This is a genomic window from uncultured Microbacterium sp. (assembly GCF_947489255.1).
Taxonomy (GTDB): domain Bacteria; phylum Actinomycetota; class Actinomycetes; order Actinomycetales; family Microbacteriaceae; genus Microbacterium; species Microbacterium phycohabitans.
Window position 1 is genome coordinate 1 of sequence record NZ_CANLCY010000003.1, and the last position, 20,110, is coordinate 20,110.

At 71.7% G+C, this 20,110-nt stretch carries 16 protein-coding genes and 1 pseudogene; 10 read left to right on the forward strand and 7 right to left on the reverse strand.

From position 1 onward, the window contains the following. The 4 genes and pseudogenes from Q0818_RS07320 to Q0818_RS07335 all read right to left on the reverse strand — a co-directional run. A partial coding sequence (locus tag Q0818_RS07320; RefSeq protein WP_366943127.1) for a transposase occupies positions 1-221 on the reverse strand: 221 nt, incomplete at its 3' end. Between the two features lie 49 nt (positions 222-270). Next, positions 271-585, reverse strand: a pseudogene (locus Q0818_RS07325) (DUF255 domain-containing protein); the annotation flags it as partial. 19 nt (positions 586-604) lie between these two features. After that, positions 605-1,441, reverse strand: coding sequence for an aldo/keto reductase (locus tag Q0818_RS07330; protein ID WP_298873167.1), 837 nt, complete (start codon positions 1,439-1,441; stop codon positions 605-607). Positions 1,442-1,494: 53 nt separating this feature from the next. Next, the gene (locus tag Q0818_RS07335; protein WP_298873169.1) at positions 1,495-2,889 is read right to left on the reverse strand and encodes an aminotransferase class I/II-fold pyridoxal phosphate-dependent enzyme; all 1,395 of its coding nucleotides are present in this window, start codon (positions 2,887-2,889) and stop codon (positions 1,495-1,497) included. 115 nt (positions 2,890-3,004) lie between these two features. Between Q0818_RS07335 and Q0818_RS07340 the strand changes: the two genes are divergently transcribed. The 10 genes from Q0818_RS07340 (at position 3,005) to Q0818_RS07385 (ending at position 17,175) form a co-directional block, all read left to right on the forward strand. Beyond that, positions 3,005-3,853, forward strand: a complete 849-nt coding sequence (locus Q0818_RS07340; protein WP_298873171.1) for a nitrilase-related carbon-nitrogen hydrolase — start codon at positions 3,005-3,007, stop codon at positions 3,851-3,853. A 2-nt stretch (positions 3,854-3,855) separates the two neighbouring features. Beyond that, complete coding sequence (hydA, locus tag Q0818_RS07345) at positions 3,856-5,292, forward strand: dihydropyrimidinase (RefSeq protein ID WP_298873173.1); 1,437 nt, start codon at positions 3,856-3,858, stop codon at positions 5,290-5,292. An 11-nt stretch (positions 5,293-5,303) separates the two neighbouring features. Next, positions 5,304-6,332 (forward strand): TIGR03842 family LLM class F420-dependent oxidoreductase, encoded by a 1,029-nt coding sequence (locus Q0818_RS07350; protein ID WP_298873175.1) that lies wholly within the window; start codon positions 5,304-5,306, stop codon positions 6,330-6,332. A 7-nt stretch (positions 6,333-6,339) separates the two neighbouring features. Continuing rightward, positions 6,340-7,311 (forward strand): ABC transporter permease, encoded by a 972-nt coding sequence (locus tag Q0818_RS07355; RefSeq protein ID WP_298873177.1) that lies wholly within the window; start codon positions 6,340-6,342, stop codon positions 7,309-7,311. Beyond that, positions 7,308-8,111, forward strand: a complete 804-nt coding sequence (locus tag Q0818_RS07360) for an ABC transporter ATP-binding protein (RefSeq protein ID WP_298873179.1) — start codon at positions 7,308-7,310, stop codon at positions 8,109-8,111. Before Q0818_RS07355 ends, Q0818_RS07360 begins: the two co-directional genes overlap by 4 nt. After that, positions 8,108-8,890: an ABC transporter permease gene (locus tag Q0818_RS07365; protein WP_298873181.1), complete on the forward strand. Its 783-nt coding sequence runs from the start codon at positions 8,108-8,110 to the stop codon at positions 8,888-8,890. Before Q0818_RS07360 ends, Q0818_RS07365 begins: the two co-directional genes overlap by 4 nt. Before the next feature lie 73 nt (positions 8,891-8,963). After that, complete coding sequence (locus Q0818_RS07370; RefSeq protein WP_298873183.1) at positions 8,964-10,139, forward strand: ABC transporter substrate-binding protein; 1,176 nt, start codon at positions 8,964-8,966, stop codon at positions 10,137-10,139. Positions 10,140-10,281: 142 nt separating this feature from the next. After that, entirely contained in the window at positions 10,282-11,532 is a 1,251-nt protein-coding gene (locus tag Q0818_RS07375) for an LCP family protein (RefSeq protein ID WP_298873185.1), read from the forward strand. An 84-nt stretch (positions 11,533-11,616) separates the two neighbouring features. Further along, entirely contained in the window at positions 11,617-12,777 is a 1,161-nt protein-coding gene (locus Q0818_RS07380; RefSeq protein ID WP_298873187.1) for a glycoside hydrolase family 3 N-terminal domain-containing protein, read from the forward strand. A gap of 99 nt (positions 12,778-12,876) precedes the next feature. Continuing rightward, on the forward strand, positions 12,877-17,175 hold the full coding sequence (locus tag Q0818_RS07385; protein ID WP_298873189.1) for a DUF3418 domain-containing protein: 4,299 nt from the start codon (positions 12,877-12,879) through the stop codon (positions 17,173-17,175). 70 nt (positions 17,176-17,245) lie between these two features. Here Q0818_RS07385 and Q0818_RS07390 read toward each other — a convergent pair whose 3' ends face one another. The 3 genes from Q0818_RS07390 to Q0818_RS07400 are packed head-to-tail and all read right to left on the reverse strand — an operon-like array spanning position 17,246 to position 20,060. Further along, on the reverse strand, positions 17,246-18,088 hold the full coding sequence (locus tag Q0818_RS07390; RefSeq protein WP_298873191.1) for a hypothetical protein: 843 nt from the start codon (positions 18,086-18,088) through the stop codon (positions 17,246-17,248). Further along, positions 18,085-18,750 (reverse strand): response regulator transcription factor, encoded by a 666-nt coding sequence (locus Q0818_RS07395; RefSeq protein ID WP_298873193.1) that lies wholly within the window; start codon positions 18,748-18,750, stop codon positions 18,085-18,087. The genes Q0818_RS07390 and Q0818_RS07395 overlap by 4 nt, the downstream gene beginning before the upstream one ends. Beyond that, complete coding sequence (locus tag Q0818_RS07400; protein WP_298873195.1) at positions 18,738-20,060, reverse strand: sensor histidine kinase; 1,323 nt, start codon at positions 20,058-20,060, stop codon at positions 18,738-18,740. Before Q0818_RS07400 ends, Q0818_RS07395 begins: the two co-directional genes overlap by 13 nt. Between the last annotated feature and the right edge of the window lie 50 nt (positions 20,061-20,110).

The window sequence follows — 20,110 nt, forward strand, 5'->3', positions numbered from 1 at the left end:
CAGACACCGTCGGCCGCCCAGCGACGGAAGTTCTTGTACATCGTGTTCCAGTTCCCGAACCGCTCGGGCAGATCACGCCACGCCGTCCCCGTCCGGAACCGCCACGCGGTCGCCTCGACAACCATGCGCCGAGCGACGGGAGGGCGACCACGCGTCCTCGCCGGCGGAAACACGTCCTTGATCAGCTCCCACGCCTCATCTGTGATGACATCTCGCGACACGCTTCAAGGATCGCCCCGCCCCTGCGGAACAGGATTTAGCAACGCGCCCTAGGGGCCAACCGAGGTGGGGAGTGAACGCACTGGCGGCATCGAGGTAGGCGGCGTCGACGTCGGGGTGCTCTTCGCGGTCGACCTTGATCGACACGAAGCCGGCGTTCAGGGCCGCGGCGGTCTCGGCGTCTTGGAACGACTCCCGCGCCATCACGTGGCACCAGTGACAGGTGCTGTAGCCGATCGAGACCATCACGGGGACGTCTCTCTCGGCCGCGAGCGCGAACGCCTCGGCCCCCCACGGGAACCACGCGACGGGATTGTCGGCGTGGGCCCGCAGGTAGGGGCTCGAGGCGTTCGCGAGGCGGTTCATCTGCGCGGGTGCGCCGACCTCAGTTGAGGTCGTCGGGGTGGGTGCCCACGCGGCCCGAGCCGTCGCCCGGGTCGACGGCGTCGATCGCGGCCATCTCGTCGGCGGAGAGCTCGAAGTCGAACAGGTCGAAGTTCTCTTCCAGACGCTCGCGGCGCACCGACTTGGGGAACACGATGAAGCCGTGCTGGATGTGCCAGCGCAGCACGGCCTGGGCGGGGCTCTTGCCGTGCGCCTCTGCGGCATCCTTCACCGCGGGCAGCTCGAACAGGTCGTACTTGCCCTGGCCGAGCGGGCCCCACGACTCGATGTGCATGTCGTGCTCCTGGCCCCAGGCCGCGATCTCGCGCTGGCTGAGGGCGGGGTGCAGCTCGATCTGATCGACGGCGGGGGTGACGCCCGTCTCGGCGACGATGCGATCGAGGTGCGGCACGAGGAAGTTCGAGACGCCGATCGAGCGGGTCTTTCCGGCCTCGCGGATCTCGATCATCTTCTGCCACGCGTGGACGTAGTTGTCGTTCTTCGGCGTGGGCCAGTGGATGAGGTACAGGTCGACGGCGTCGAGCTGGAGCTTCTGCAGGCTCTCGTCGATCGCGGCGAGCGGCTCGTCGCCCTCGTGGCGGTCGTTCCAGAGCTTGGTGGTGATGAAGAGCTCGTCGCGCGCGATGCCGCTGGAGGCGATCGCGCGGCCCACGCCCTCTTCGTTCTTGTAGATCGCGGCGGTATCGATGTGGCGGTAGCCGACCTCGAGGGCCTCGGAAACGGCGCGCTCGGCGTCGTCGGCGGGCACGAGGAACACCCCGTAGCCGAGCTGGGGGATGGAGTTTCCGTCGTTGAGCTGAACAGAAGGAACGGTCATGGCATCCACCCTAGAAGCCCCCTCCGACACCGGACCCGGGGGTTGACGACCGCCTACGACAGGGGCGGAGCCGCGGCGGCGCGGGCGAGCGCCTCGGCCACGAGACGCACGTTCTCGGTGACCGAGCCCGCGGTCACCCGCACCCTCTGCACCTCGGGCGCGGGGTCGGCGAGGAACGGACGCCCGCCCGCCACCGCGATGCCCTCGGCGGCCAGGTAGACCAGGGCCGCGCGCTCGTCGCGCACCGGGAGCCACAGGTTGATCCCGTCGGGCGCCCCGACGTCGATGCCGAGGCGGCGCAGGGCCGCCGTGAGCCGGTCGAGGCGGTCGCGATAGATCAGCCGGGCGGTGCGCACGGGGGCGATCGAGCGCGGATCGGTGAGCAGCTCCAGGAGCACCGACTGCAGCAGGCGCGAGGTCCAGCCCGGGCCGAGCATGCGGCGACGCACGATCCGCTCGACGATGTCGGCGGGTCCACCGAGAGCGGCGATGCGCAGATCGGGACCGTGCGACTTGCTGAAGCCGCGCACGTGCACGACCTGGGCGGGGATCCATCGCGCCAGGGTGACGGCCGGGGCCGTGGCGATGAGCGCGGAGTGGTCGTCTTCGATGACGGTGACCCCGCGGCCGCCCGGCACCGTCAGCAGAACGTCGGCCAGGCGCCGCGCCCGCTCGACCGACATCGAGACCCCGGTGGGGTTCTGCGCGCGGGTCTGCACGAGCAGCGTCGACGGGCGCTGCGCGAGGGACCGGGCCAGGGCTGCCGGGAGGATGCCGTCGGCGTCGCTCTGCAGCGGGAGCACGACGCTGCCGGTGGCGTCGACGAGGTCGAAGATGTACGGGAATCCGGGCGACTCGACCGCGACCCGGTCGCCGAAGCGCACCACCTGGTCGACCGCGCGGGAGATGCCGTCGAAGGCGCCGTCGACGACGGTGAGCGCCTCGACCGTGGGCACCGGCCAGTCGGCCGCGAGCACCTCGTGCAGCTCGGGCAGCACGGGAAGGTCGTGGTAGCGACCGGTGTCGGCGCGCGGGCGCGCGAGCGAGAGGGCGCGCTCGATCGAGGGCAGCATTGCCGGGTCGGGGGTGCCGAGCGACAGGTCGAGCCGGATGCCGGCTCCCACCCGTCCCCCGAGTCCCCGCGGGGTGGGAGGGGTCGCCCCGGGCGTCTCGGGGGCGGCCATCCCCCGCACGCGCGGGCTCAGCCACTCCCGCCGCTCCGCGCGGACGAACGTCCCGGCGCGTCCGCGGGAGGTCACGACGCCGGCCTCGGCGAGCGCGCGCCAGGCCGCGGCGACCGTGCCGGTGGACAGGCCCAGCTCGGCGGCCACCTCGCGCACGGTGGGCAGGCGCTCGCCCGGTTCGAGCGTGCCGTCGGTGACGAGGCGGGCGATCTCGGCCGCCAATCCCGCCGCGGAACGCGAGGAGAGAGCCGTGGGCGCGAGCATCGTCCTCCAATTAACGGCGAAGTCACCCGAAGAAATCGTCGGGAAATGTTCAGGCGCGACAGTAACAGAACACGGCCCCCGCCCGGCGCGGGCCCGGCACGGACGAGGAGAACCCATGACGACGGTGCGAGCGGCGATCACGCAGACCACGTGGACCGGTGACAAGGAATCGATGCTCGACAAGCACGAGCAGTTCGCCCGCGACGCCGCGGCCCGCGGGGCGGAGGTGGTGTGCTTCCAGGAGCTGTTCTACGGTCCCTACTTCGGCATCACGCAGGACCAGAAGTACTACCGCTACGCCGAGCCCGTCGACGGCCCGATCGTGCAGCGCTTCGCCGCCCTCGCGAAGGAGCTGGGCCTGGTGAGCGTTCTCCCCATCTACGAGGAGGCCCAGACCGGGGTCTACTACAACACCTCGGTGCTCGTCGACGCCGACGGCACCGTGCTCGGCAGCTACCGCAAGAACCACATCCCGCACCTCGACAAGTTCTGGGAGAAGTTCTACTTCCGCCCGGGCAACCTCGGCTACCCCGTCTTCGACACCGCCGTCGGCAAGGTCGGCATGTACATCTGCTACGACCGGCACTTCCCCGAGGGCTGGCGCGAGCTGGGACTGAACGGCGCCCACATGGTCTTCAACCCCAACGCCACCAAGCCGGGCCTGTCGAACCGCCTGTGGGAGGTCGAGGGGCCGTGCGCGGCGGTAGCCAACGGCTACTTCGTGCTGCAGCCGAACCGGGTGGGCCGCGAGGACAACGAGTACGGCGAGGATGCCGTCACCTTCTACGGCACGAGCCAGGTCATCGACCCGCGGGGGAACCACGTCGGCACCGTGGGCTCGGCCGAGCACGAGGAGATCCTCATCCGCGACCTCGACATGGACCTCGTGCAGCAGATGCGCGACGACTGGCAGTTCTACCGCGACCGCCGTCCCGACACCTACGGCGAGATCGTGGAGGCCTGACGATGGCCACCACCCTGCTCACGGGAGGCACCGTCGTCTCGGCGACGGGCCGCACCGCCGCCGACGTGCTGCTGGACGGCGAGATGATCGCCGCGGTCCTCGCGCCGGGGTCGACCCTGCTGGGCCACGACCTCGCGGCATCCGTCGACACCGTCATCGACGCCACGGGCAAGTACGTCATTCCCGGCGGGATCGACGCGCACACGCACATGCAGCTGCCCTTCGGCGGGACGAGCGCGTCCGACACGTTCGAGACGGGCACCCGGGCTGCGGCCTGGGGCGGGACGACCACGATCGTCGACTTCGCCGTGCAGCGCGCCGGCGAGCGCGTGCAGGACGGCCTGGCCCACTGGCACGAGCTCGCCGCGGGCAACTGCGCGATCGACTACGGCTTCCACCAGATCGTCGGAGGGGTGGATGCCGACTCCCTCGCGGCCCTGCCCGGACTCATCGACGAGGGCATCTCGAGCTTCAAGATGTTCATGGCCTACCCCGGCGTCTTCTACGCCGACGACGCCCAGATCCTGCGCGCGATGCAGGTCGCGGCCGACACCGGGCTCTTGACGATGATGCACGCGGAGAACGGCCCCGTCATCGACGTGCTGGCCGAGCAGCTCATCGAGAAGGGCAAGACCTCGCCGTACTTCCACGGCGTCGCCCGCGCGTGGCAGATGGAAGAGGAGGCCACGCACCGCGCGATCATGCTGTCGCACCTGACCGGGGCGCCGCTGTACGTCGTGCATGTCAGCGCCAAGCAGGCCGTCGAGCAGCTCGCGTGGGCCCGCGACAACGGCCAGAACGTCTTCGGCGAGACGTGCCCGCAGTACCTCTACCTCTCGCTCGAAGACCAGCTCGGCGCCTCGAGCGAGGAGTGGGGCGACTTCGAGGGAGCCAAGTGGGTGTGCTCGACCCCGCTGCGCTCGAAGCACGAGGGCCATCAGCACCACATGTGGCAGGCGCTTCGCACCAACGACATCCAGATGGTCTCAACCGACCACTGCCCGTTCTGCATGAAGGACCAGAAGACCCTCGGCCAGGGGGACTTCCGGGCCATCCCCAACGGCATCGGCTCGGTCGAGCACCGCATGGACCTCATGTACCAGGGCGTCGTGACGGGACAGATCACCCTCGAGCGCTGGGTGGAACTGACCAGCACGACGCCGGCGCGCATGTTCGGCATGTACGGCAAGAAGGGCGTCATCGCCCCGGGAGCGGATGCCGACGTCGTCGTGTACGACCCGGCCGGGCACACGTCCATCGGCGTGGGCAAGACCCACCACATGAACATGGACCACTCCGCGTGGGAGGGCTACGAGATCGACGGGCACGTCGACACGGTCATCTCGCGCGGGAAGGTCGTCGTCGACGACGGCGCCTACCTCGGCACCAAGGGCGACGGCCGCTTCGTCAAGCGCGGCCTCAGCCAGTACCTGATCTGAGCGGAGCACCCATGGATTTCGGCGTCGTCCTGCAGACGAACCCCCCGGCCGCCCGCACGGTGCAGCTCTCGCAGCTGGCCGAGGCCCACGGCTTCAGCCACGTGTGGACCTTCGACTCGCACCTGCTGTGGCAGGAGCCCTACGTCATCCACTCCGCGATCCTCGCGGCCACGCGCCGCGTGATCGTGGGACCGTTCGTGACCAACCCCGCGACCCGCGACTGGACGGTCACGGCATCCACGTTCGCCACGCTCAACGAGATGTACGGCAACCGCACGATCTGCGGCATCGGCCGCGGCGACTCCGCGGTGCGCGTGACCAACGGGCGCCCCACGACGCTGAAGGCCCTGCGGGAGTCGGTGCACGTCATCCGCGAGCTCGGCAACTCCCGCGCCGTGGAGTACAACGGCGCCACGCTGCAGTTCCCGTGGAGCCGCGGGTCGGAGCTCGACGTGTGGGTCGCCGCCTACGGCCCTCTCGCCCTCAAACTCACCGGCGAGGTGGCCGACGGCTTCATCCTGCAGCTGGCCGACCTCGACATCGCCGAGTGGATGATCGCGACCGTCCGCAAAGCCGCCGAGGACGCTGGGCGCGACCCCGACGAGATCGCGTTCTGCGTCGCCGCGCCGATGTACATCGGCGAGGACACACCGGAGAGCCGCGCGCACATGATCGAGCAATGCCGGTGGTTCGGCGGGATGGTGGGCAACCACGTCGCCGACATCGTCGCGAAATACGGCGAGGGCTCCGACGTGCCCGCGGCGCTCACCGACTACATCGCCGGCCGCACGGGCTACGACTACAACTCGCACGGCAAGAGTCACAACGACCACGTCGACTTCGTGCCCGACGAGATCGTGGAGCGCTTCTGCGTGCTCGGCACCGCCGAGGAGCACATCGCCAAGCTCGAGAAGCTGCGTGCGCTCGGCGTCACCCAGTTCGCGGGCTACCTCCAGCACGACAACAAGGAGGAGACGATGCGGGTCTACGGCGAGACCGTGATCCCCGCGCTCACTCCCCCGGTGACGGCGAAGCGGTGAGCCGGCCGTGACGGATCAGGTCGTCGCCCCCGGGGTCGCCGGGATCGCCGGGGAGGAACGGATGCCGCGGGCTCCCCGTTCCGCGCGTGGGCGCGCCGCGGCGGTGAGGGTGGGCTGGGGAGTCGCCGGCGTCGCCGCGGTCATCGCGGCCTGGGAGCTCTACAAGCTGCTCGGACCCGCCGACGGCGTGACCGTCGGAGGCGACGGGTCGGCCGGGTCGGGCGTCATCCTGCTCCCTCGCACGCACGATCGCGCCATGCCGCACGTCGGGGAGATGATCGCGCGCCTGTTCGCGCCGACGAGCGGGGGCGACACCCCGCCGCTGATCGTCTCGGTGGTGCAGGCGGCCGGGACCACGCTCGCCCTGGCCGCCCTCGGCTGGCTCATCGGCGTCGTCGTGGGCTCGCTGCTCGGCATCGCGATGCAACGCTGGCGGGTGGTGGAGGCGGGTCTGCTCCCCTGGATCGTCGTCAGCCAGATCGTGCCGCTGATCGCGTTCGCACCGGTGGTCAATGCGCTGGGGACGCAGATCGACCGCTCCGGATTCCCCTGGCCGCAGTGGTTCTCGGTGGCGCTGATCGCCTCCTATCTGGCCTTCTTCCCCATCGCCGTCGGCATGCTCCGCGGTCTCGAGGCGCCCGACGCCCTGCACCTCGACCTCATGCGCGCGAGCTCGGCGGGTTGGGGGCAGACGCTCGTGCACCTGCGTCTTCCCGCGGCGGTTCCGCACCTGCTCCCGGCCCTGCGCCTGGCCGCGGCCTCGGCTGTGGTCGGCGCGGTCGTCGCCGAGGTGTCGATCGGTCTGCGCGGAGGCATCGGCCGCATGCTCATCCAGCTCGTAGGGCAAGCCTCGTCCGATCCGGCGGCTCCCTGGGCACCCACTTTCGGCACCGTCGCGATGGGCCTGGTCGCCGCGGGCGGCGTCGCCCTGGTGGGCGTCGCACTTCATCGTTTCCGTCGCGGAGAGGACACCGCATGAGCACCGACACCCTCACGAGCGCGGTCCGGGCCCGGGGCCTGAGCAAGGTCTTCCTGAGCGCGGGCGGCGAGGTCGTCGCCCTGACCGACGTCGACCTCGACATCGCGCCTGGCGAGTTCATCTCGCTCATCGGTCCCTCCGGCTGCGGCAAATCCACGCTGCTGCGCCTCATCGCCGACCTCGACACCGCCAGCGGCGGAGAGCTCGCCCTGGCCGGCAAGACCGCGCGGCAGGCCCGCCTCGACCAGGATTACGGCATCGCCTTCCAGCAGGCCGGGCTCCTCCCGTGGCGCACGGTCGCGGCGAACATCGCCCTCCCCCTCGAGCTGCACCGCTGGACGCGCGCCCGTCGCGACGCGCGCGTCGCCGAACTCGCCGAACTCGTCGGCCTCTCCGACTTCGTCGACCGCTACCCCGACCAGCTCTCCGGCGGGATGCAGCAACGCGTCGCCATCGCCCGCGCGCTCGCGGCCTCGCCGCGGTTGCTGCTGATGGACGAGCCCTTCGGCGCCCTCGACGAGATGACGCGCGAGCGCCTGCAGTCCGAACTCGCCCGCATCGCGGCCGAGACGGGGGCGACCGTCGTCTTCGTCACCCACTCGATCCCGGAGGCGGTGTTCCTGTCGGACCGCGTGGTGGTGATGAGCCCGCGCCCCGGCCGCATCACCGACGTGATCGACACCCGCCCCGGGCGCGCGCGCGACGAATCTCTGCGCGAGTCGCCCGAGTACTTCGCCCGGGTCACGGCGGTGCGCGAGGCACTGCACGGCTCGCCGATGCACCGGGCGAACGAGCGATGACCGCCGCACCGCTGCCCGCGTGGGCGCGATGGACCGCACCCCTGGTGGTCGGTCTCGCGGGCCTGCTCTCCTGGTACGCCTTCGTCGCCTCCGGGAACGCCCCGCGCATGCTCCCCGATCCCTTCGCCGTGGGCGCGGAGTTCGTCGGACGCGTCGGACTCATCGCCGAGGCCGCGGGCATCACGGGGACGAACGCGCTCGTGGGGCTCCTCGCCGGCACCGTGATCGCCGTGCTGCTCGCCGCGCTGGCTGCGACCTGGCGGCCCGTCGACGGCATGACCGCTCCCCTGGTCGCCGCCCTCGCGGTCGTGCCGATCGTGGCGCTCACCCCCATCCTGAACACGATGTTCGGCGCGTCGAGCCAGTTCGGTCGACAGGCCGTCGCCGGCATCGCCGCCTTCGTCCCGGTGTTCGTGAACACCCTCCGGGGGCTGCGCCAGACACGCCCCGTCCAGCGCGACCTGTTCCGCGCCACCGCCGCGAGCGGAGGCCAGACGTTCCTCCGCCTGACCCTGCCCACCGCCCTGCCCTACCTCGTCACGGGCGTGCGGGTCGCGGCATCCCTCGCCGTCATCTCCGCCCTCGTGGCCGAATACTTCGGCGGCCCCGCCGACGGGATCGGCACCGCCATCGCCACCTACGCCAAATCGGGGCGCGCCGCCCTCGCCTGGGCGTTCGTGGCCGGGGGCATCGCGATCGGTCTCGTCTTCTTCCTCGTCACCGCGCTGCTCGAACGCGTCGTCGCGCGCCGTCTCGGCGCCGGCCGCCCGCGGAGCTGACCGGCATCCACCCCTCACGAAAGAGCCTGCACCACCCGACACACGCGCTCCACCCGATCCGGAAGGACCCACCATGAGATACAGCACCCGACGCGCCCTCGGCGCGATCGCCGGGGTCGGCGTCGCGGCCCTCGCGCTCTCCGCCTGCTCCGGCGGCGGAAGCTCCGAGCAGGCCGCCGCCGACGGCGACTTCACTCCGCTCACCTCCCTCAAGCTCCAGCTGCAGTGGCTCCCGCAGGCGCAGTTCGCCGGCTATTACGTCGCCCTCGACAAGGGCTACTTCCAGGAGGAGGGCTTCGACGACGTCGAGGTGCTGCCCTCGGGTGGCGACATCGTCCCCCAGGACGCCCTCGTCGCCGGAGACGTCGATTTCGCCGTCGCCTGGGTGCCCAAGGTCCTCGGCACCCTCGAGAACCAGGGCGTCGAGCTCACCGACATCGCGCAGGTGTTCCAGAAGTCGGGGACCACCCAGGTGTCGTGGAAGGGCTCGGGCATCACGAGCGTCGACGACTTCGAGGGCAAGCGCATCGGTTCGTGGGGCTTCGGCAACGAGTGGGAGATCTTCGCGGCCATGGCCGACAAGGGGCTCGACGCCTCGACCGTGCAGATCACGACGCAGGACTTCTCGATGAACGCCCTCCTCGACAAGGACGTGGATGCCGCGCAGGCCATGACCTACAACGAGCTCGCGCAGCTGCTGGAGACGGTGAACCCCGCCACCGGGAAGCTATACACGATGGACGACATCGACGTGATCTCGTACGAGGACACCGCCGGCGCCATGCTCCAGGACGCCATCTGGGCCGACACGACGCGCCTCGCCGACGACCCCGCCTACGCCGACGCCGCTACGCGGTTCCTCAAGGCCGTCATCAAGGGCTGGGTGTTCGCCCGCGACAACCCCACCGAGGCCGCCGACATCACGTACACCGCCGCGACCGCCCCGGGAGTCGACGCCTTCCCGGTCGGTCCCACCCACCAGCTGTGGCAGATGAACGAGGTGAACAAGCTCATCTGGACCGGGGGCGACTTCGGCATGATCGACGCCGACGCGTGGCAGCAGACCGTCGACGGCGCTCTCAAGGCGGTCAACCAGGACGGGCTGAACCTCATCACGACCGAGCCCGCGGCATCCGCGTACTCCAACGAGTACATCGAGGCGGCCCTCAGCGCGTTGAAGGACGAGGGGGTCACCGTCGACGGCGAGTACACCCCGATCGAGGTGACGCTCACGGAGGGCGGACAGTAATCCGCGCGGGCCTGAGAGGCGGCGGGGCGGTCGGATCATCCGGCCGCCCCGTCGTCGCTGCGGGGCGGTCTCCGACCCACCGACGGATGCCGCCGCGGCCCGGCATCAGGACGTGTCCGTCCTCGCGTGATTGACTACCCCCATGCACGCCAGCCCCACCCCGAGACACGCGCGACGGCGCCCCGAGTCCGGCGTCCGCCGCGGCCTCAAGCTGATCGCGATCGCGGCCGCCGTGATCGTCGTCGCCGGCGTGGCGGTGGGGGGCTTCTACGCCTGGTCGCTGACGAGTCGCCTGCAGGAGGCCTCGGTGCCGCTGAAGGACGCTCCGGCAGAGCCGCCCGCGCTGAGCGAGTACACCGAGCCCTTCGCGGTGCTGGTGGTCGGCACCGACGAGTGCGACGACGTCGTGGCGGCGGCGTTCGGACCGCGCTGCACCGACCCCGAGAACGACGGCGCGCGCAACGACGTCAACATGCTGCTCTACGTCTCGGCGAACCCGCGGCGCGCCACCGTGGTGTCGTTCCCGCGCGACCTGCAGGTCGCCATCCCGGAGTGCACGAACGACGACGGCTCCGTGTTCGGCGGCACCGATCGGGCCTCGATCAACACCGCGTTCGAAGACGGCGGTCTGTCCTGCGTCGCCGACACGGTCTCCAACCTGACCGGGCAGAGCATCCCCTTCGCGGCGAAGGTGAGCTTCGGCAACGTCGTCAACATCACCGACGCGATCGGCGGCATCGAGGTGTGCATCGGCGGCGACGGGATCGACGACCCGGATGCCGGCATCCAGTGGGAGGCCGGTCCTCGCGTGGTCAAGGGGTTCGACGCCCTCGCCTTCCTGCGCACGCGCAAGGGCATCGGCGACGGCAGCGACCTCGCCCGTATCGGCAACCAGCAGCAGTACATGTCGCGGCTGGTCAACAAGCTGCGCAGCGACGAGGTGCTGTCCAACCCGGGCACGCTCATCGGCCTCGCGAACACGGCCGTCAACAACATCCAGCCGAGCGAGAGCCTCGCCGACCCCGTCCGCATCGCGCAGCTGGCGTACACGCTCAAGGACGTGCCGTTCTCCGACATCACCTTCGTGCAGTACCCCGTGGTCGACGACCCGTTCGACAGCAACCGCGTCGCCCCCGACGAGGCCTCGGCGCAGGTGCTGTTCGAGGCGCTCGCCGCCAACGCTCCCCTCACCATCACCGGCGAGGCGGGCCGCGGCGTGGTCGCCGATCCGTCGGCTCCCACCGAGGAACCCGCCGCTCCGTCCGAGGAGACCCCCGCTCCGGATGCCAGCGCCTCCCCCGATGCGAGTGGTGCACCGGGCGTCGTCGACCTGCCCGAGAACATCAACGGCACGAAGGCGGATCAGGCGACCTGCTCCGCGGGGAACGGCTGATCCCGCGTCGAACGATTCGCTCGGCCGGACGCAAGCCCCCCGCGCGGGGACCGGACGTTCAGGTCGATGGGACAGCATCGAGGGGTGAAGACCCCCGCCCGCTTCTCGCTGCTCGTCGCGACCGCGGCGCTCGCCCTCGCGGGCTGCGCTCCCGCGGCCGCCCCGCCGACCCCATCGGCATCCGCCACTGCCCTCCCCACGACGACGCCCACCCCCACGCGCACGCCCGATCCGCTCGAGGGCATGAGCCTGGCCGACAAGGTCGGGCAGATGTTCATGGTCGGCACCTCGGTCGACGGCGCCGACCCGACGACGATGGCGGCGGTGCAGGACGACCACATCGGCGGCATCTTCCTGCACGGGCGGTCGGATGCCGGCACCCCGGCGACCGCGCAGCTCGTGAGCGGTTTCACCTCGACCGTGCCCGCGGGCCGGCCCCCGCTGTGGGTCGCCACCGACCAGGAGGGCGGCACGGTGCAGGTGCTCTCGGGCCCGGGGTTCGACGACATCCCCTCGGCCCTCGATCAGGCGTCATCCGACGACGCCGCCCTCCGCGCGAGCGCGGCGACCTGGGGCGCGCAACTGGCTGCGGCCGGGGTGAACATGAACCTCGCCCCGGTCGCCGACATCGTCACGAGCGCGGAGTTCGCGGCATCCAACCCCCCGATCGGCGAACTCGCGCGCGAGTACGGCTACGACGGGACGACCGTCGCCGCCAAGTCGGGCGCGTTCGCCGCGGGGATGCGCGACGGAGGGGTGCTGCCGACGTTCAAGCACTTCCCGGGCCTCGGGCACGTCGACGACAACACCGACTACTCCACCGGCGTGACCGACGAGACGGTCACCTCCGACGGCCCCGACGTCGGGGTGTACTCCTCGGTGCTGCCCCAGGGACCCGCCGTGGTCATGCTCTCGACCGCGATCTACGCGCGGATCGACCCCTCCGCTCCCGCCGCCTTCTCGCCCGCGGTCGTGGACGTGCTGCGCGACGCCGTCGGGTTCGACGGGGTGGTCACGGTCGACGACCTCTCGGCCGCCCGCCAGGTGCAGCCGTGGTCTCCCGCGGATCGCGCGACGCTCGCGGTCGACGCCGGCGTCGACCTGCTCCTCGTCTCGGCCGACCCCTCGGTGTACCCCGAGATGCACCAGGCCGTGCTCTCGCGCGCCGAGTCCGACCCCGCCTTCGCCGCGAAGGTGGACGCCGCCGCCCGCCGCATCCTCGCGCAGAAGGCGCAGATGCCGTAGACCCCCTCGCGTGAGTCGCCACGATATGTCGCCGTCAGGGCCTGTGAAGCGACGGAATCTGGCGACTCACGCGGCCCGCGAGCGATACGCTGGAAGGCTGTGTCTGTCGAACCCGTCATCGTCTACCCGCCCGAGCTGCCCGTCAGCGCCGCGCGGGACGAGATCGCGCGCGCGATCCGCGACAACCAGGTCGTGATCGTCGCGGGCGCAACGGGGTCGGGGAAGACCACCCAGCTGCCCAAGATCTGCCTCGAGCTCGGGCGCACCTCGATCGCCCACACGCAGCCCCGCCGCATCGCCGCGCGCACCATCGCCGAGCGCATCGCCGAGGAGATGCAGGTGCCGCTCGGCTCCACCGTCGGCTACAAGGTGCGCTTCACCGACAAGGTCTCGGCCGACACGCGCGTCGCGCTGGTGACCGACGGCATCCTGCTCAACGAGATCCACCGCGACCGGCTGCTGCGCCGCTACGACACGATCATCGTCGACGAGGCGCACGAGCGCTCGCTCAACATCGACTTCCTGCTCGGGTACCTCCGCCGCATCCTGCCGAAGCGCCCCGACCTCAAGGTCATCGTCACCTCGGCGACCATCGACCCCGAGAGCTTCGCGCGTCACTTCGCCGCTCCCCCCGCCGAGCCCGGCGGCGACCCGGTGCCGGCGCCGGTCATCGAGGTGTCGGGGCGCACGTACCCGGTCGAGATCCGGTACCGGCCGCTCGACGGCGCCGACGGCGCGGCCGAAACTCCTGAGATTCCGGATGCCGACGACGGCGGGGCCCCGTCATCTCGCGGTCGCGCGGCTTCTTCGCCGTCGAGTCTCCGGGGTTCTGCACGGCCGGCCGGCAAGACCGCGCGCGAGGCCGACGACGTCGACGAGGTCGGGGCCGTCGTCGCGGCCCTGCGCGAACTCGACCGGGAGCCGGCGGGCGACGTACTCGTCTTCTTCCCCGGCGAGGCCGAGATCCGCGACGCGGCGGATGCCATCCGCGGGGCGTATCAGAAGGACGCGGCCCCCACCGAGGTGCTGCCGCTATACGGCCGCCTCTCCGCGGCGGAGCAGCACCGCGTCTTCGAGCGCTCGAGCGTCGCGGGCGTGCGCCGCCGCGTCATCCTCGCCACGAACGTCGCCGAGACGAGCCTCACGGTCCCCGGCATCCGGTACGTCGTCGACACCGGCACCGCACGCATCTCGCGCTACAGCAACCGGTCGAAGATCCAGCGCCTGCCGATCGAGGCCGTGTCGCAGGCCTCGGCGCAGCAGCGCTCCGGCCGCGCGGGCCGCACGTCGCCGGGTATCGCGATCCGCCTCTACTCCGAAGACGACTTCACCCGTCGCCCCGAGTACACCGAGCCCGAGATCCTGCGTACCTCGCTGGCATCCGTCATCCTGCAGATGCTCTCCCTCGGTTTCGGTGACATTCAGGCGTTCCCGTTCCTCACCCCGCCCGACTCGCGGGGCGTGAAGGCGGCGTTCGACCTGCTGGTCGAGCTGGGCGCCGTGAAGCTGCCCGCGCCCGGGTCGCGCGCGGACACCTCGCGCACCGACGCCTCGCGCGAGCGCGACGTGCGCGACGACGGCGACCCGTCGCGACAGCGCCGCGGGCGCCGTGACGACACCGGGCCCCGACTCACCGAGATCGGCCGCGAGATCGCCCGGCTGCCGATCGACCCGCGCTTCGCCCGCATGCTGATCGAGGCGCGCCGGGGCGACGTGTCGAGCGAGGTGCTCGCGATCGTGTCGGGCATGTCGATCCAGGACGTGCGCGAGCGCCCCGAGGATCGCCGCGAGGAGGCCGATCGCTTCCACGCACGATTCACCGACCCCACCAGCGACTTCCTCTCGCTGTTGAACCTGTGGGACTACCTGCAGGAGAAGCAGGCCGAGCTCGGCTCGAGCGCGTTTCGGCGCCTGTGCCGCAGCGAGCACCTCAACTACGTGCGGGTGCGCGAGTGGATCGACGTGCACCGGCAGCTGCGGTCGCTGGGCGCCTCGGGCGAGGGATCCGGCGGGCGCGGCGGCTCCGGCAACGGCGGGCCCGGCGAGGGTCGCGCTGCCGCGCGCGGCGCGAAGAGCCATGTCCCACTTATGGCCGGTGCAGGGCGCTCGAAGTCGCACTCTTCGGGACATGCACCGTCAGAAAGGGGACGAGGGTCCGCAGGGACGGCCTCAGAGGGGCACGCCGCACCAGAGGGCCACGCCGCGGGCGACGCCATCCACCGCGCGATCCTGTCCGGACTGCTGTCGCACCTCGGCATCCTGGATCCCCGCACGATGGCGCAGACCAAGGACCGCAAGGCTCCCGGCGAGACCCGCCCCGTCAAGGGCGAGTACATCGGCGCGCGCGGTGCCCGCTTCGCGATCTTCCCCGGGTCGGGGCTGAAGAAGAAGCGTCCCTCCGCGGTCATGGCCGCCGAGCTCGTCGAGACCTCGCGCCTGTTCGCGCGCACGGTCGCCGCCGTCGACCCGGCGTGGGCGGAGGAGCTCGCCCCCGACCTCGTGAAGCGCTCGCTGAGCGAGCCGCACTGGTCGAAGGATGCCGGCTCCGCGGCCGCCTACGAGAAGGTCACCCTCTTCGGGGTCGAGCTCGTCGGCCGCCGCCGGGTGCAGCTCGCGCGCTTCGACCGCCCGCTCGCGCGCGAGATGTTCGTGCGACACGCGCTGGTCGAGGGCGAGTGGGACCCCTCGGTGCTCGACAAGCGCCTCACCGCGTTCCTGCGCCGCAATCAGGAGCAGCGCCGGCTGCTCGAGAAGATCGAGGAGCGCGAGCGCCGTCGCGACATCCTCGTCGGCGACGAGGCGGTGTTCGCGTTCTACAACGCCCGCATCCCGGCCGACGTCACCGACGTGCGCTCGTTCGAGACGTGGTGGAAGGACGCCAGCGCCCGCACGCCCCATCTGCTCGACCTGCGCGAGTCCGACCTCACCGGCGACCGCGCGCAGGGCGACGACCGCGCCTTCCCCGCGCGCTGGCGCCAGGGCGACCAGACGCTGAACCTCGCCTACCGCTTCGAGCCCGGCGCGCCCGACGACGGCGTCACGGTCGTCGTGCCGCTGCCGCTGCTCGCGCAGCTGCGCCCCGACGGCTTCGACTGGCAGGTGCCGGGCATGCGCGACGAGCTGGTGACCGCGCTCCTGCGAGCTCTGCCCAAGACGATTCGGCGCAACGTCGTGCCGGCCGCCGACTGGGCCGAGAAATTCAGCGCCGAACTGGCCGAGAAGGGCCCCGAGCACGCGAACGGTCTGCCGAAGACGACGCTCGTCGATTCCCTCGCCGCCCTCGTGCAGCGCGTGGCGAACCAGCGGGTGAGCGCCGCCGACTTCGAGATCGAGCGCGTCCCCGCGCACTTGCTCCCCTCGTTCCGCGCGGTCGACGCCCGCGGCCGGGCGATCGGCAGCGACCGCGACCTCGGGGCGCTGCAGCGTCGTCTGGCCGATCGCGCCCGCTCCAGCGTCGAGTCCGCCGTCACGCGCGAGCGACCCGCCGCACGGTCGGCCGCGAAGGTCGCCGAGGCCTCCCCCGCCTTCGCGTCCCGGACGAAACTCACCACGTGGGACCTCGACGAGCTCACCGAGGTCGTCGACACCCCCGTCGCGGGAGGCGTCGTGCGCGGCTATCCGGCTCTCGTCGACGAGGCAGACAGCGTCGCCCTGCGGGTGGAGGCCACCCCGGAGGATGCCGCGCGGCACACCCGCGCCGGCATCCGTCGTCTGATGCTGCTCGCCGTGCCCTCGCCCGCGACGTACGTGCTCGACCACCTCACCGCGAACGAAAAGCTGGCGCTCGCGGCATCCCCGTACCAGAACGCGAAGGCGCTGATCGAGGACGCGCGCGTGGCCCTCGCCGACGACGTGCTCCTGCGTGAGGCGCCGAGCGGTGTCGTGCGCACGAAGGCCGACTTCGAGCGCGTGCGGGATGCGTTCTCCGCCGTCTCGGTCGAGCGCACCTTCCAGACGGTGTCGCTCGCGGCCAGGATCCTGCTCGCGCAGCGCGAGGTCGAGAGGGCCATGAAGGATGCCGCATCGATCACGCTGCTGGGAGCGCTCAACGACGTGCGGGGGCAGGTGAAGGGCCTGATCTTCCCCGGCTTCCTCTCGCGCACGGGGCTTCACCGCCTGCAGCACTACCCCCGCTATCTGGCGGGAGCGCTGGAGCGCGTGAAGACCCTGTCGGACAACCCCGGCCGCGACCGCCAGCGGCAGACCGAGTACGAGCGTTCCGCGACCGCGTTCACCGAGGCCGGGGGCACGATCCCCCTCCCCGCCGACGCCCCCGCGACCCTCGTGCAGACGCGCTGGCTGCTCGAGGAGCTGCGCGTGAGCCTGTTCGCCCAGCGTCTCGGCACCGCCGAGCCGGTCTCGCCGCAGCGCATCACGAAGGCGCTGAAGGGGGCGTGAGTCGCCGAAATCTGTCGCTTCGGGGGCTCCCGAAGCGACAGATTTTGGCGACTCACGCGATCCCGGACGCTCAGGAGCGCAGGCGCACCTCGCCCATCGTCGCGGTGACGTCGACCTCGGCGGTGGCCGTGGCGCTGGTGCGCAGGGCGTTGTCAACGGAGCCCAGGCCGTCGTCGACGCTCACGCGGTACTCGTCGTCGGGCAGGCGCAGATCGAGCGAGCCGGCCGCCAGCTCGATGTCGGTGCGCACGGGGGTGGATCCGCGCAGCTGACCGGTGATCTCGCCGCCGGCCACGTCGAACGCGGCAGTGCCGACGTCGCGCAGCTGCACCGACGCCGATCCTCCCGAGACCGACAGGTCGAGGTCGGCCGCGGCGCCGTCGAGCGTCGCGGTCCCCCCGGCCACTCTGATCGACACGGTGCCGTACTCGCCCTGGAGGTCGAGCGTGCCGCCGCTGATCTGCGCGTCGACGCCGGGACCGGTGGTCGCCCAGTCCCGCGGGAGCGTGATCGTGGCGGATGATCCCGATCCCCAGCCGACGAACGTCCCGTTCGGCGAGGCGACGCGCAGGGCGTCTCCGCGGCGCTCGAACGTCCATCCCGCCCGCCCGGTCGTCGCGTCGAGCCGCGCGTTCTCGACGTCGCCGTACGCGATCGTCAGCGCTCCCCCGGTGACGTCGACGTCGAGCGACCCCACCGCCCGTGCCGTGTCATCCACGCGGACGGAGCCGCGATCGGCGTCGCGCAACACCACGACGGCCGATGCCCCGGTGCCGGCGATCGTGCCGAGCGCGACGCACGCGCCGACCACGATCGTGACGACCGACACCGCGAGAGCGGCGCCGCGACGGCGGGGCGGCTCGGGGGCGGAGAAGGGGGCGGCGGGGGCGGAGAAGGGGGCCTGCGTGGTCATGAGGTCGCTCCGGTGTGATCGTGGCCCAGGTGCACGAGGGCGGCGATGACGCGGCGGTTGCCGGTCTCGTCCTGTTCCAGGCCGAGCTTGGTGAAGATGGCGGTGATGTACTTCTCGACGCTCGCCTCGCTGACGAACAGGGCTCCGGCGATGGCCTGGTTCGAGCGCCCCTCCGCGATCAGGGCCAGCACGGCCCGCTCGCGCTCGGTCAGGCTCTGCAGGCGTTCGTCGCGTCGCCGCCGGGTGAGCAGCTGCGCCACGACCTCCGGGTCGAGCACGGTGGCGCCGGCGGCGATGGATGCCACGGCGGCGAGGAAGTCGGCGACATCGGCCACCCGGTCCTTGAGCAGGTAGCCCAAGGCCCCCTGGCCGTCGGCGATCAGGTCGCTCGCGTAGCGCTCCTCGACGTACTGCGACAGGACGAGCACGGCGAGCCCCGGATGCCGGGACCGCAGCGCGATCGCGGCGCGGATGCCCTCGTCGGTCCACGTCGGCGGCAGCCGCACGTCGAGGATGCACAGCTCGGGCGCCGTTTCGGCGACCGCGGCCTCCAGGCCGTTCGCGTCGGGCAGGGCCGCGACCACCTCGTGGCCGTCGTCGGCGAGCAGGCGCACGAGTCCCTCGCGCAGCAGCACGGAGTCCTCGCAGATCAGGATGCGCACGGGACGTTCACCTCCACGGTGGTCGGTCCGCCCTGGGGGCTGTCGATGCGGGCGGTGCCACCCGCGGCCGTCACGCGGTTGACGATGCCGTCGAGCCCGCCGCCGGGCACGACCCGCGCTCCGCCGAGTCCGTCGTCCTCGACGCGGGCCCACAACGAGCCGTCGTCGCGCACCCGTACGTCGACGCGGCACGCGGCGGCACGGGAGTGCTTGGCGGCGTTGGTGAGGGTCTCCGCAATCGCGAAGTAGACCGCTTCCTCGGCGGCGCGTCCGCAGCGGCGGGGCAGCCGCACGTCGAGGGTCACGGGGATGTGCGAGCGCGACGCGAGCGCCGAGAGGGCGGCATCCAGGCCCCGATCCTCGAGCACCGAGGCGTGGATGCCGCGGGCGAGCTGCCGCAGTTCGGTGATGGCCGACTTGGTCGAGGCGTGCGCCTCGGCCACGAGCGCCTTGGCGGCCTCGGGGTCGTCGTCGATCTTGGTCTGCGCGAGACCCAGCGTCATGCCGATCGAGACCAGGCGCGGCTGAACGCCGTCGTGCAGATCGCGTTCGATGCGCGTGCGCTCGACCTCGGCCGCGCGCACCGCTCCCGCCCGGCGGGTATCGGAGGTGCGGGCCTGTTCGACGAGCTGCGCCTCACGCGAGGGGACGAAGATCGCCCGCACGATGACGCCGTCGAGGATCGCGAGGCCGATGACGGCGGCGATCGCGACGAGGATCGCGACGGCACCCCCGAGCGGAACCGCGGCACCCTGCAGCGGGATCAGGTCGAGGAACCGGGTGTTCGACCACCCGAAAATCGGACTGACGACCAGGGCGAGGCCCCACGCGAGTCCGGCGAGGGCGGTCACCGTCACGAGCCCCATCACGGTCGCGATCGAGAACGACGCCACCGCCCGCCACTGCAGCGGATCGATGGCCTGAAGCCAGATCGAGTGCAGCACCCCGACGAAGCCCGGCTTCGCACTCCGGCGCGGCCGCAGCGGCGCGAGTCCCAGGCCGTAGAGCCCGTCGACGCGCGCCCGCTCGAACCAGGCGACGGCGAAGAGCGCGTAGACGAAGACGACGAGCACGATCACGCCCACCAGCAGCGCGGCGAGCAGGCCGAAGCCCGAGCCCAGCAGGCTGAAGAGTCCCGTGAACACGGCCGGCCCGATCACACCCAACGCGGCCAGGTGGGCGACCGCCGCGGCGACGCGGCCCGGCGAGGCGACGCGCACCTTCTCCGGCACGCCGCCCGTCGGCGGGGCGGTGTCAACGGGCGCGCCGGGAACCGGCGGAGGAGGCGGGAGAACGGATGCCGTGGTCATGCGGTCCACGCTAGGGCGCGGCCGGCGCGAGCACCGCCCGGTCAGCCCCC

Excerpts from the sequence above, each read along its gene's own strand:
- Q0818_RS07340 (WP_298873171.1), top strand. The coding sequence starts at position 3,005 with ATGACGACGGTGCGAGCGGCGATCACGCAGACCACGTGGACCGGTGAC.
- Q0818_RS07360 (WP_298873179.1), top strand. The coding sequence starts at position 7,308 with ATGAGCACCGACACCCTCACGAGCGCGGTCCGGGCCCGGGGCCTGAGC.
- Q0818_RS07365 (WP_298873181.1), top strand. The coding sequence starts at position 8,108 with ATGACCGCCGCACCGCTGCCCGCGTGGGCGCGATGGACCGCACCCCTG.
- Q0818_RS07375 (WP_298873185.1), top strand. The coding sequence starts at position 10,282 with ATGCACGCCAGCCCCACCCCGAGACACGCGCGACGGCGCCCCGAGTCC.
- hydA (WP_298873173.1), top strand. The coding sequence starts at position 3,856 with ATGGCCACCACCCTGCTCACGGGAGGCACCGTCGTCTCGGCGACGGGC.
- Q0818_RS07400 (WP_298873195.1), bottom strand. The coding sequence starts at position 20,060 with ATGACCACGGCATCCGTTCTCCCGCCTCCTCCGCCGGTTCCCGGCGCG.
- Q0818_RS07350 (WP_298873175.1), top strand. The coding sequence starts at position 5,304 with ATGGATTTCGGCGTCGTCCTGCAGACGAACCCCCCGGCCGCCCGCACG.
- Q0818_RS07330 (WP_298873167.1), bottom strand. The coding sequence starts at position 1,441 with ATGACCGTTCCTTCTGTTCAGCTCAACGACGGAAACTCCATCCCCCAG.
- Q0818_RS07390 (WP_298873191.1), bottom strand. The coding sequence starts at position 18,088 with ATGACCACGCAGGCCCCCTTCTCCGCCCCCGCCGCCCCCTTCTCCGCC.
- Q0818_RS07335 (WP_298873169.1), bottom strand. The coding sequence starts at position 2,889 with ATGCTCGCGCCCACGGCTCTCTCCTCGCGTTCCGCGGCGGGATTGGCG.
- Q0818_RS07370 (WP_298873183.1), top strand. The coding sequence starts at position 8,964 with ATGAGATACAGCACCCGACGCGCCCTCGGCGCGATCGCCGGGGTCGGC.